The sequence below is a fragment of the Nostoc sp. KVJ3 genome, assembly GCF_026127265.1.
Classification (GTDB): domain Bacteria; phylum Cyanobacteriota; class Cyanobacteriia; order Cyanobacteriales; family Nostocaceae; genus Nostoc.
Window position 1 is genome coordinate 219,530 of the sequence record NZ_WWFG01000003.1, and the last position, 12,882, is coordinate 232,411.

Genomic DNA, 12,882 nt, shown 5'->3' on the forward strand with positions numbered 1-12,882 from the left:
GTTTGCAGATAAGCTAATAAAACATCTACCAGCAGCCATTCCTTCGTGATAGAAAAAAAGCCTCGCCACCGCCCAGAACGGCATTTTAATGATGCCAAACGAATAGTCGTGAAATGTGAGCGAGAACTATGTATCCATTGCAACACTAAACTAGTTAGCCTTCCATCTTGGCATATGCGTAAAACTATTCAAACCTTAAGCGGAGCAGTGTTTGTAGCAGGCAAAGGTAAAGAATGTGCTAACTCTGAATGTGAATATTTTAGAAAACATTACTATGCAAGCGGCGTACTTAAGTACAGCCTGCCTCAAAGCACATATGGGCTAGATATACTGGCATTTATAGGCTGGCAGCATGAGCATGAGCATCAACAGTTGGTAGAAATTCAACGGAAGTTAAACCAGCGTGGTGTTGAAATTAACGAGAGGAATATAGGCAAGCTATATCGGCAATTTCTGGCCCTGTTGGGTGGAACAATTGCACATACGGCTGAGAAGTTAGCTGCCACAGCCCACGAACGTGGTGGTTTAATTTGGGCAATTGATGCCTTACAACCTGAAGGCCATGGAACCTTGCTGTATGTGCTATACGAGGTACTAAGTGGCACACCAGTAAGTGGAATTCAGCTGCAACAGGCACAGGTACAATGTTTAATTGATTGGCTGCAACCATATAAAGAGTTGCCCTACAAAGTGCTGTCAACTCTATCAGACGGAGAATCAGCGATTATTACTGCCATGAATTCGAGTTGGCCAGATGCACCACATCAACGTTGTCAAGCACACTTTCTGAACAATTTAAGTGAAGTGGTGCTGCCGTTAGATACAAAACTACGACAACAATTAAAAGCAGATTTAGATAGATTACCATTCGTACCGGATAGCTCTGAAAGACTCCAAGACCAAAGTCAGTCAAAACAGCTAGATAGGACTCCCCTTTTTTAGCAATACCTTATTTGTCACGAGACGCAGAGCTAATGGCAGTTGAAGCCCAAATTCGTTCTGCTATCCGGGATTGTGTAAATCGCACCAGTCGCAAACCTTTTCGCTGGGGCGGTTTAAGTGGCTACCAGCAATTAGAAACTATTGGGCAGATATTACGTAATTTAACATACCAGGAGATTGACACAGATTACTTGTGTTTATTGTCAGCATGGGTCGATCAAGCTTTAGGTAACAATCTTTCAGTAGCATCAGACTTGGAAGAAGCTCACAACTGGTTGCGACGAATTGCTGAATGTTTGCGCTACCCGGAACACTCCTCTGCTAAAACAAGTGATGGTACTAATACTATACAATCACCAAAATTACCTTTAACAAGCTTTCAAGTCCGCCGCGAAATGGAAGAGTTACTACAACAGTTTGTACCTGAGCCTCAACAAAATCCAGCACAGTTTGTCTTGAAGAAAAAGTTACAAAAACTATGGGATAAATACGGTGCTAACTTATTGCACTGCTACGATATCCCTGGTTTGCCGCCAGATAATCTCAAAATTGAGTCTCTGTTCAGCAATTTACGTCGTCATCAAAGGCGAATTAGTGGGCGCAAATCAACTGTTGAATTACGTGAGTTAGGTCAATCTCAAGTTCTATTTGTAGCAGAAAGTGAGCAACAGTTACTTGAACAAATTCAGCAAGTACCTATAACTGAGTATAAAACTCAACGTCGTCGATTAGCTTTGACCGAAGCTCCTCGCCAGCAAAAACGTCGCCTTCATCGTAATCCAGTTAGCACAATACAAGCTTTGGTTAATCAACATACCGAACTTCGCACTGTACTTGAGTTTCAAGCTCTTAAATACTGATTAGACAGTTAGGGAGTTTAACCCCTGAAGAAATGGAACAGGTTTGGTCAGCGTTAGAGTTGTTGGGAGAAACAAAACAACGAGATACAGCACTGGTTCACATTCTCAGTCATGGACTCCGGGCTGGGGAAGTTGTGCAGCTAAATGTTGGCTCATTTGATGGCAAGCTGCTGTTTTTACCAGACACCAAAACCAATGAACCACGCTTAGTTCCACTGCGAAAAGAGAGCCGAGAAGTCGTGGCAGATTATTTACAATTACGCTCACACCAAGGAGAGGTGTTAAACAGCCTTAGTCCACTGATGATTTCACACCATGCTTCGTACAAAGGTGAACGCTTAAGTTATCACGGCATTTACTTCGCTGTGGAAAAAATCGGTGAAATAGCTCACATTGAGGATTTGCATCCTCACTCCTTTCGTCACACCTACGCTACTGACTTATTGCTATTGGGAGTTGACCCCAGCCATGCACGAAAGTTAACAGGGCATCAAAGCGAGAAAGCGTTTCGACGCTATACGCTTCGCAGCGAGCAGGAAGCGGCGATCGCTGCTTACTATCGCGCGATTGGCGAAGAAGCGGAGTAAGGTATGCCGAAACCGTTAGACCCCAAGTGTCAGTTATGTTCCAAACTACCAACTGCCCAAGCCAAAGTTTTACATGGAACAGCAGGGGACGGGTGTTGGAATCCCAAAGTCTGTCATAATCGCCGCTCATTCTATCGTCGCCGGAGTGAAAGTCATTCAGCAGAAATTGATTCAGTAACAGTCGAACCACCAGCAACATATTTTGCAGTGCTGTATTTGTATAAAGAACCAGGGGATAAACCATTACACGCTATGTCGGCAGAACTCTGGCTGGGGCAAAAACCTGTTTGCCGCTTAGAACCAATTCACTGTTTTGGGCTAACGGCTGGCAAGATCCGCACCTATACAGATCAGGTGTTGCAGGCTTTTGCAAAACAATACAGTGTTTCACTATATCAATATAAGGATATGTTTGAGATTACCTCAAGCTACTGCCCAGTACGACCCTGCCCGTTACATCCAGAAGAGTAATTCAAAATTCAAAATTCAAAATTATTAGTAATTACGTACTAAAGAGGATAGGATAATTATTATAAAGGTAATTTTTATAATAATGAATCAGCATCAACATATTACAGATAGAACATTTAACTTTGCAGTAAGAATTGTTAATCTCTGTAAAATTTTAGATGAAAAACCTGGAGTAGGCAGGGTTCTATACAAACAATTAATAAGGTCTGGAACATCTATTGGTGCTAATGTAGCAGAATCTCAATCAGCGCAAAGTAAAGCTGATTTTCTAAGTAAATTACAAATTGCTTTAAAAGAGGCTAAAGAAACAAAATATTGGTTGAGAATATTAATTACTACTGTTATTGTTGAAGAAGATAAATTGTTGCCTCTTGTTACAGAGAATGAAGAAATTATCAAAATTATTGCAGCTATAGTAGTGAAAACTAAACAAAATGAGTCCAAATAATTTTGAATTTTGAATTTTGAATTTTGAATTTGATATGACCATCTGGGATGTATTAGATGAGTTGTCTGAATCTCCACCAACTTCTTCCCTTGATGCTATGTGGGATTGTTTGGATGCCGAGTTAGAAAAATTACCCTTGGAGGCACAGTTATTAACCGCAGCGCTTGCCTTCAGTCAAATTGCAGATATTCTCAAGTCTCGTGCCGAAGTGCTGTTGCAAGATACCCGCGACCGCAATAGTCTTTTGGGGCCTGTTGTTAGCACCGATCTCTTTGCTGGTCTAGTGCGGACAACAATGCACCTAGATTTAGATGATTTGATTGAACCGCAAACACCACAAACCTTTAAACCACATGGCCCACACCAATTTTCACATTCTACTGAATCGGGTGATTCTGTAGCAGCACCTGTTGAAAAAACAAATGTTTTGGCAATGCTTGATGAGGTGACAACTTTAGAAGATGTCCGCAATTTGGCATCAGATGAGGATGTCCAAAAATGGCAAAGTGCGATCGCTAAATATCTTACACAGGTCAAAGGTGAGATTTCTTTAACTCAACTCCAAGGTGGATTAAAAATGCCGATGGTAGAAGTATGGTTGGGATTGTTGCTGGGTGGGTTTACACTAGAACAACGTGGTGATTTTTATCACAGCCAAAATGTATGGGTGAAAAGCTCTCTAACTTCGGACATCTTCAACGGCATTGTACTTTAAGAAATTTTCATTGCCAAAATCTTCTTGCCATTCACTTATGAGCCAGTATATTTACAGTAGTCTCACAGATAATGAAGAACTTAATTTTTCTAAGGAAGCAGAGGTTTTCGTTTTTCCCACTTCTTTCGCCCAGCAGCGATTGTGGTTTCTCGACCAGTTAGCACCGGGGAATCCATTTTACAACGTGTCAACAGCACTTCACCTGACAGGTTCCCTTAACTTCACCGCCTTAAAGCAGACATTCAACGAAATTGTACGTCGTCACGAAACGTTACGTACTAGGTTTGTTATGGTAGAGCAGCAACCAGTACAGGCGATTTCACCTAGCTTAACCATACCTCTTCCCTTAATAGACCTACGCAATTTCGACAGCCCAGAACGCGACACACAAGTGCAGCAAATCGTAACCCAAGAGGCTCAACATCCTTTCAATCTCACCACTGGGCCATTACTGCGAGTAAAGCTGCTGCAACTGGATGAAGCAGAATATCTGCTGCTGCTAAATCTACATCACATAGTTGCCGATGGCTGGTCAATTGGAGTGCTAATTAAAGAATTGGGGGTATTATACAAAGCCTTGGCAGGGGATAAGCGATGTCTGACGACTAGCCACTCCGTATCTACGCTCCTACCAGAACTACCCATTCAATATGCAGATTTCGCTCAATGGCAACGGGAGTGGCTACAAGGAGTGGCAGCAAACGGCACCTCGCCCCTACAAAGCCAGTTAGTTTATTGGCAAAAGCAATTAAACGGGATTTCGGTATTGAATCTCCCCACCGACCGACTAAGACCAGCAGTTCCTAGCTACAGGGGTGCAAAACAATTTTTAGAGCTACCACACACCTTAACTCAAGCGTTAGAGGCACTGAGTTCCCAAGAAGGCGTTACCTTATTCATGACAATGCTGGGAGCGTTTCAGACTTTGCTCTATCGCTACACGCAGCAAGAGGATATTGCACTGGGTTCACCTATTGCTAATCGCAATCGTAGCGAACTAGAAGGATTAATTGGTTTTTTTGTCAATAGTTTGGTGTTACGTACAGATTTCTCAGGCAAGGTGACGTTTAAAGAATTGTTGAATCGAGTGCGAGAGATAACTTTAGAAGCATACAGTCATCAGGATTTGCCTTTTGAAAAGTTGGTGGAGGAACTTCACCCAGAGCGAGATTTGAGCTATCATCCTTTTTTTCAGGTTGTATTTAGCCTACAAAACACTCCTATCGAAACTCTAGAGTTATCTGGGTTAACGCTTTCGCTATTTGAATTCGATAGTAAAACTGCAAAACTTGATTTAGAATTCCATTTGTGGCAAGACTTGGAAAGTTTGAAAGGACAAATGGTTTATAGCACCGATTTATTTGATGACAAAACCATTACGCGAATGCTGGGACATTTCCAAACGCTGCTAGAAAGCATTGTTGCCAATCCAGAACAGCGGATTTCAGATTTATCTTTACTTACTGTGCAAGAACGACAAGAGTTATTAATTGATTGGAATGACACTAAACGAGACTATCTAGAGAACAAGTGTTTTCATCAGTTCTTTGAAGCGCAGGTAGAAAAAACTCCCGATGCGATAGCACTAGTTTTTGACAATGAACAACTCAGCTACAAAGAGTTAAATATACGTAGCAACCAACTTGCACATTATCTGAAAAAATTGGGGGTAGTCCCTGACGTTTTAGTAGGTATTTGCGTAGAGCGTTCCCCAGAAGCGATCGTCGCCCTATTAGGCATTCTCAAAGCAGGTGGAGCATACCTGCCTTTAGATCCGAGCCTACCTCAAGAGCGTCTTAAGTTCATCCTAGAAGATGCACAAGTTTCAATCTTGCTCACTCATTGCTCTTTAGCCCCCCTTTTTAAGTGGGATTGGGGGGATCTCTTGTCTATAGTTTACATAGATGAAGATTGGGCAACTATTACACAACACAGCCAAGAAAACCCGACCAGTTGCGTAACATTGGACAACTTAGCTTATGTCGTCTACACCTCTGGCTCAACAGGAAAGCCTAAAGGCGTTTTGCTTCAGCATCGAGGATTATCCAACTTAGCGGCATCTCAGATTGAGGTTTTCAACATACAACCGATTAACCGCATTCTGCAATTCGCATCATTAAGTTTCGATGCCTCAATTTTTGAGATTGTCATGGGACTGCAAACAGGAGCAACTCTTTATTTAGCAAACAAAGAATCCCTTCTACCCGGACAACCTTTGCTCAATTTATTGCGCGAAAAAGCTATTACTCACGTCACCCTTCCGCCAGCAGTATTAGCAGTCCTAGCTACAGAATCCCTGCCGACATTGCAAACTATTATCTGTGCAGGCGAATCCTGTACCGATGACATTGTAAAACGTTGGTGGAACTCTCAGCGTCGGTTTTTTAATGCTTACGGCCCTACTGAAGCAACAGTTTGGTCAACCGTTGCAGAGATTAGTACTATGACTGAAAAGCCGCCCATTGGTCGCCCTATTGCTAATACTCAAATTTATATATTAGATAAGTATTTACAACCTTTACCAATTGGAATTATTGGCGAATTATACATAAGTGGTGAGGGATTGGCACAAGGCTATCTTAATCGCCCTGAATTAACTATTGAAAAATTTATTCCCAATCCTTTTAGTGATAAAAAGGGAGCGCGACTTTACAAGACAGGTGATTTAGCTCGGTATCGAACGGACGGTAAGATTGAATTTTTAGGACGCATCGATAATCAAGTAAAAATTCGTGGATTCCGCATTGAGTTGTCAGAAATTGAAACAGTCCTGAGTCAGCATCAGAGTGTGCAAAAAGCAGTAGTAATTGTTAAAGAAAACGTATCTGGTGATAAGTACTTGGTGGCTTATATTGTTCCCAATATAGAGACGCAAAATTTTACGTCTCTACTACGTAAATTCTTAAAAGAAAAATTGCCAGAATACATGATCCCAAAAGCTTTTGTCATCCTGGATTCTCTGCCGCTAACAGTTAATGGCAAAGTAGATCGTTATGTGCTAACAGCACTCAACACTCCAACTAGCCACTCAATAGATAAAGCATTTATCGCTCCTCGGACTCCAACCGAGTCAACCTTAGCAAAAATTTGGGCTGAAGTGCTTAATATTGAGGGTGTGGGTATTTACGATAACTTCTTCGACTTGGGAGGAAATTCGCTGTTAACTGTACAGCTTATGAAGCAAATATACAAGCACTTTGAGCGCGAATTGCCGCTATCTAGCTTATTTTTAAATCCAACAATTGAAAGTTTAGCAACTGCTCTATCTTCAAAAGCAGATTCTCTCCCGTGGTCGCCCTTAGTTCCGATTCAACCTGCTGGTTCGAGCCCAGCTTTCTTCTGCGTGCATCCAATTTTTGGTGTTGTTTTCCCTTATTACGAATTAGCTCAGAATTTGGGAAAAAATCAACCATTTTATGGGCTACAACCCATTGGACTTGACGGAAAAAGTTCTCCATTAACTCGCATTGAGGATATGGCTACCCACTACATTGAAGCATTGCGTACAGTGCAGCCTAAAGGCCCTTATTTTTTAGGAGGTTGGTCTTTTGGAGGTTGGGTTGCTTTTGAAATGGCTCAACAACTCCAAAACTCTGGGGAAGAAGTGGCTTTACTTGCTGTGCTTGACACTTTAGCACCAATTCCAGGCAATATACCTTCTTTGGGTAGTGGTTTCAAGTTTATGCTGACGACAGTGGCGCGATATATATGGCCCTTTTTCCTCGATTATTTTTATCTAATTATTGCGATCGCTAAGAATCGAATTAACAGTTTAACTTTTGGGTTGACTAATTTTGATAAAATTGTGCAAAATTCTGTTTGGGAGTCGCTAAGGCGAACGCTCCAAACAAATCTCTTCTCTCACTTCATTCAGAAAGAGGATGCCACAGTCAACATTATACCTGAAGAATCCAAGTTAAGACTTTTAAGCGAGTTAGCAATTCGTCCAATGCTTCGTGTTTTTTATGCCAATAGCCAAGCAGTTCTTAACTACGTTCCGCAAGCCTACCCTAAACGAATTAATCTTTTCAGAACAAAGGTTGAATCAAGCATTGCCAAGGAAGATCCGAGTCTGGGTTGGGATCAGCTAACTGTAGGAGGAACGGAAATTCATCATATTCCTGGCAATCACCTAACTATGCTGAGAAAACCCCATATCCAAATTCTCGCCGCACAGCTAAAAGCCTGTATTGAGAAAGCACAAAATTTAAAATAAGGATCAATATGTCTTCTGAAGAAGTCTTCGTCTTTCCAGCATCTTTTGCTCAACAACGGCTATGGTTTCTCGACCAGTTGATCCCCGATAATGGTATCTACAATGTGCCGACGGTAATTCGTTTGACCGGTTCGCTGAAATTAGCCGCACTAGAACAGACTTTTAACGAAATCGTGCGTCGCCACGAAACCTTACGCACAACTTTTATTGTGTCGGATGGGCAACCCCTACAGGCGATTGCACCCAGCTTAACAATACCTCTTTCTGTATTAGACCTCCAGCGATCGCCAGATGATGAACAAGAGGTTAAAGCAAAGTCCATTATTACCACAGAGATAGAACATCCCTTCGATTTATCCTCCGGGCCATTACTGCGAGTAATACTCCTCGTCCTTTCTGAGACAGAACATATTCTATTACTGAATATGCACCACATTATCTGCGACGATTGGTCTATGGGGGTACTGATTCGGGAATTGGGAACGCTGTACGCAGCTTTTGCACAAAACCAGCCTTCTCCTCTATTAGAACTGCCTCTTCAGTACGCCGATTTTGCTCACTGGCAGCGCGAGTGGCTGCAAGGAGAAGTGCTGCAAACCCAGTTAGCTTACTGGCGGGAGCAACTAAACGGTATTTCCATACTGCATCTACCTACTGACAAACCAAGACCAGCTATACAAAGCTATCAAGGAGCAACACAATTTCTAGAGTTACCGCTCAAGCTAATTGATGCACTAGAAAAGCTGTCACAGCAAGAAGGTGTCACCTTATTTATGACATTGGTGGCAGCATTTCAAACATTACTTTACCGCTATACACACCAAGAAAATATCGCCCTAGGTTCACCAATTGCTAACCGCAATCGCAGCGAAATCGAAGGGATAATTGGTTTTTTTGTCAATAGTTTGGTGCTACGTAGCAACTTATCTGAAAATCCCACTTTTCGGGAACTACTAGGCAGAGTACGGGAGGTAACTTTAGGAGCATACAGCCACCAAGATTTGCCGTTTGAAAAGTTAGTTGAAGAACTACATCCAGAGCGAAACTTGAGCCACCATCCTTTATTTCAAGTGGTATTTGGTTTCCAGAATGCGCCAATGTCAGCGCTAGAATTGCCTGGATTAGTACCCAGCTTTCTGAATATTGACTTGAAAAAAACACGTTTTGATTTAGAACTGCATCTGTGGAAGTGTTCTGAGGATTTTAGGAGCTTATGGGGCGGAAACTGGGAGTCTTCTGAAGGTCTCCGAGGCGTAATGGTTTACAACACAGATTTATTTGATAAAGCTACTATTAGCCGGATGGTGGAACATTTTAAAACTTTGTTGTCAGCTATTGTTGCAAATCCAGAAGAACGAATTGCAAATTTACCGTTATTAAGTGAAGCGGAGTTACATCAGGTATTGGTGGAATGGAATAACACCCAAGCCGATTATCCTCAACATAAGTGTATCCATCAATTGTTTGCAGAAAAGGTACAGCAGTATCCTGATTCTATAGCAGTCAACTTTGCTAACAAACAACTTACTTATCAAGAGTTAAATACTTGTAGCAATAAACTAGCGCACCACTTACAAAAAATCGGAGTATATTCAGAAGTTTTAGTTGGCATTTGTATTTCACAGTCTATAGAAATGATAATCGGGTTATTGGGAATTCTTAAAGCAGGGGGAGCTTATGTTCCATTAGACCCCAGCTATCCCGAAGAACGCCTAAATTTTATGCTGGAAGATGCACAAGTTTCAGTGTTGCTAACACAAGAAAACTTACTCAAGCATTTTGAAGATTTCTCAAAACCAATTATTTCTATAGATAAAGACTGGAAAATTATTACCCAAGAAAAGCAAGACAATCCCGAAAGCGATTTAAATAGTGATAATTTAGCATATATTATTTACACCTCTGGTTCTACAGGAAAACCCAAGGGAGTTGCTGTACCTCACAAAGCTATAAATCGGTTAGTGTACAATACGAACTATATAAAGTTTTCACCATCTGATAAAATCGCCCAAGCCTCAAACACTTCTTTTGATGCTGCGACATTCGAGATTTGGGGAGCGCTACTTAACGGTGCTCAACTTGTAGGGATTAGTAAAGATGTAACAATTTCGCCTCATGAATTGGCATTACAACTACGAGAAAAAGGTATCAACATTCTATTTTTGACCACCGCCTTATTTCAACAGATTGTTAGAGATGTCCCGCAAGCTTTTGCGACCTTGAAATATTTACTGTTTGGTGGCGAAACTGTTGATAAGAGATGGATTAAGAAGATTCTCCAATCTGGTGCGCCAAAGCACTTAATTCATGTTTATGGCCCTACAGAAAATACAACATTTTCCTCTTATTACTGCATAGAAGAGTTACCATCAGCCACATCTTTACCTATTGGCATCCCCATTGCAAACACGCAAATTTATATATTAGATGCCCATTTACAACCTGTGCCTATTGGCATTACTGGCGAATTATATATGGGTGGGGAAGGATTGGCGCGAGAATATCTCAATCGAACTGAATTAACTGCTAAAAACTTTATTACTCATTCTTTTAGTAAGAAACCAAAAGCACGTCTTTATAAAACAGGTGATTTAGCCAGCTATTTACCAGATGGCAATATTGAATTTTTAGGTCGCGTTGACAATCAAGTAAAAATTCGGGGCTTCCGCATTGAGTTGTCAGAAATTGAAGCGGTGTTGAGTCAACATCCAGCAGTGAAAGAAACTATAGTTATTGCTGGTGAGGACGTACCTGATGATAAGTACTTGGTAGCTTATATTGTTCCTAATCAGGAACAGATACCGACGCAAGACGTACAAAGCTTTGCTTCCTTACTTCGCCAATTCCTCAAAGAAAAGTTACCAGAATACATGATGCCAAGAGCTTATGTGATCCTGGAATCTCTACCTCTAACACCTAATGGCAAAGTGGATCGCCGTGCTTTACCCATGCCTGATACACTTTCTTTCAATAATCAAGATTATGTGGCATCGCGATCGCAAGTTGAAGAATTACTTGCCCAAATCTGGGCTAAAGTCTTGGGAAAAGAGCAAGTAGGCGTTCACGACAATTTCTTTGAATTGGGCGGTCATTCTCTACTAGCGACTCAGCTAACTTCCCGTATTCGTGACACCTTCCAAATAGATTTGCCTGTACGCAATTTGTTTGAAGCACCAACCGTTGAACAACTTGCTAGGTATATTGACACAATGTGTTGGACAGCAAAAGGTTTAGATAAAGGTGGAACTACGAGTCAAGAGCGAGAAGACGTAGAATTTTAAAGAGAAACACTTGAGTTTGAGCAGTCAGCGCAAAATGTGCTGATTGCTTCGGTAAACTGTTGGTTTTGTTCCATCAATGCCATGTGTCCACCTGGTTTTAGGGTGACTCTTTGAGAGTAAGGCAATTCTGCTTTCATGCGATCGCTCGCCACAGGTTTAGTTGCTATATCTGAATCACCACAAACAACCAACACAGGTACGTTAATAGTTGCAAGTGTGTCTGTTTCATCAAAGTTGAACATTGCCAGTGTGCCACGAGCCAGAACACCAGGCGAACCCAATGCTGATAATAAACCTGCAAAACTTAGTTGACCCCGTGTTTCAGTACCCGTAAATCCAGATAGTTCGACGGTGATGTACAGCGAACCATTGAAATACGAGAGCCAAGTCATCAACCAAAAAATCGGCCACAGCACGATAGTTAGGTACAAAATAGGTTCGAGTAGGGGTTTCTGCAATTTACGTACCAAATTGCTAAAGATACAGGTTTTTACCGGATTGGTGTAAGTAGTATCCACAAGAATTAAGCCAGCTACCCGACTCCCTAATTGCTCTGGAAACAGCCTACAAAATGTGAGGTTAATCATCCCACCCATGCTGTGTCCTACCAAAATAACAGGTTTATCCCCTGCTATGGCGATAACAGCTTCTAAGTCACGGGCATATTTTTCTATAGAGTGGTCGTTATTTTTCGGTTTTGAGGATTTTCCTAACCCTGGTAGATCCCAAACTATTATTCGGAAGCGATCACTCAATTGTCGCTTGGCATAATACCATACAGTACTGTTTGGCCCCCAACCGTGTGACAAGATAATTGGTTGACCATCTTCAGGCCCAAAAAACTCTACTTGCAACACGCTTCCATCTGGACGTGGCAAGCGCTGCACAGTTTTGCTACGCATAAACTTAGGTTCATCGGCTCCAGGACGGCGCAGCAGTGGCAAACTGATAAAACGACCGCCAAAAGTCCACAGAACCATTATTAGCCCAGCCACTAAGTAAAATGTTCCTACAAGTTCTCCTTCGTACCACTCATAGAGAATGTAGCTCCCCCCGCCAATTACCGCAATCGACAGCAGTTGAACCAGCCATATAAGCAGAAAATTATGAGGCATGAATATCATGAGCCTAAACCTTGCGATACCTTGTTCACTGCATTGTCTTTTAGCTTCATACCATAGTTATAATCATCCAAGTTTCATTCCTAGGAATGATTTATACAGTCTTAGAAGTGTGATAAAAATGCTGGATTAGGTAATAAGCAGTGCAGCTTGGCAAAAAGAACTATCCAGTTGAAAAATGTTAAAAAGCTGATGATACAAGCAATATTCTTCCAGCATAGCTGCCTACTAACTTCTAATA

General features: G+C 41.6%; 7 protein-coding genes and 2 pseudogenes. 8 read left to right on the forward strand and 1 reads right to left on the reverse strand.

The window, feature by feature from the left end; translation table 11 throughout:
• The first annotated feature begins 45 nt into the window (after window positions 1-45).
• From GTQ43_RS32330 to GTQ43_RS32365, 8 genes and pseudogenes are all read left to right on the forward strand, one after another.
• Window positions 46-942 carry a hypothetical protein gene (locus tag GTQ43_RS32330; RefSeq protein WP_265276825.1) on the forward strand — a complete coding sequence of 299 codons (897 nt, stop codon included), beginning with the start codon at window positions 46-48 and terminating at the stop codon, window positions 940-942.
• A gap of 11 nt (window positions 943-953) precedes the next feature.
• Window positions 954-1,802, forward strand: coding sequence for a hypothetical protein (locus GTQ43_RS32335; protein ID WP_265276805.1), 849 nt, complete (start codon window positions 954-956; stop codon window positions 1,800-1,802).
• A 14-nt stretch (window positions 1,803-1,816) separates the two neighbouring features.
• A pseudogene (locus GTQ43_RS32340) lies at window positions 1,817-2,389 on the forward strand (tyrosine-type recombinase/integrase); the annotation flags it as partial.
• A 3-nt stretch (window positions 2,390-2,392) separates the two neighbouring features.
• The gene (locus GTQ43_RS32345; RefSeq protein WP_265276826.1) at window positions 2,393-2,860 is read left to right on the forward strand and encodes a hypothetical protein; all 468 of its coding nucleotides are present in this window, start codon (window positions 2,393-2,395) and stop codon (window positions 2,858-2,860) included.
• An 82-nt stretch (window positions 2,861-2,942) separates the two neighbouring features.
• Window positions 2,943-3,308, forward strand: a complete 366-nt coding sequence (locus GTQ43_RS32350) for a four helix bundle protein (RefSeq protein WP_265276827.1) — start codon at window positions 2,943-2,945, stop codon at window positions 3,306-3,308.
• Window positions 3,309-3,342: 34 nt separating this feature from the next.
• Complete coding sequence (locus GTQ43_RS32355; RefSeq protein WP_265277027.1) at window positions 3,343-4,023, forward strand: hypothetical protein; 681 nt, start codon at window positions 3,343-3,345, stop codon at window positions 4,021-4,023.
• Between the two features lie 37 nt (window positions 4,024-4,060).
• Window positions 4,061-8,239: a non-ribosomal peptide synthetase gene (locus GTQ43_RS32360; protein WP_265276828.1), complete on the forward strand. Its 4,179-nt coding sequence runs from the start codon at window positions 4,061-4,063 to the stop codon at window positions 8,237-8,239.
• An 8-nt stretch (window positions 8,240-8,247) separates the two neighbouring features.
• Window positions 8,248-11,520: pseudogene (locus GTQ43_RS32365) on the forward strand (non-ribosomal peptide synthetase); the annotation flags it as partial.
• Here GTQ43_RS32365 and GTQ43_RS32370 read toward each other — a convergent pair.
• Window positions 11,517-12,635: an alpha/beta fold hydrolase gene (locus tag GTQ43_RS32370; RefSeq protein WP_265276830.1), complete on the reverse strand. Its 1,119-nt coding sequence runs from the start codon at window positions 12,633-12,635 to the stop codon at window positions 11,517-11,519. The pseudogene GTQ43_RS32365 and the gene GTQ43_RS32370 sit on opposite strands and share 4 nt — an antisense overlap.
• Between the last annotated feature and the right edge of the window lie 247 nt (window positions 12,636-12,882).

Excerpts from the sequence above, each read along its gene's own strand:
- GTQ43_RS32345 (WP_265276826.1), top strand. The coding sequence starts at position 2,393 with ATGCCGAAACCGTTAGACCCCAAGTGTCAGTTATGTTCCAAACTACCA.
- GTQ43_RS32350 (WP_265276827.1), top strand. The coding sequence starts at position 2,943 with ATGAATCAGCATCAACATATTACAGATAGAACATTTAACTTTGCAGTA.
- GTQ43_RS32355 (WP_265277027.1), top strand. The coding sequence starts at position 3,343 with ATGACCATCTGGGATGTATTAGATGAGTTGTCTGAATCTCCACCAACT.
- GTQ43_RS32360 (WP_265276828.1), top strand. The coding sequence starts at position 4,061 with ATGAGCCAGTATATTTACAGTAGTCTCACAGATAATGAAGAACTTAAT.
- GTQ43_RS32370 (WP_265276830.1), bottom strand. The coding sequence starts at position 12,635 with ATGCCTCATAATTTTCTGCTTATATGGCTGGTTCAACTGCTGTCGATT.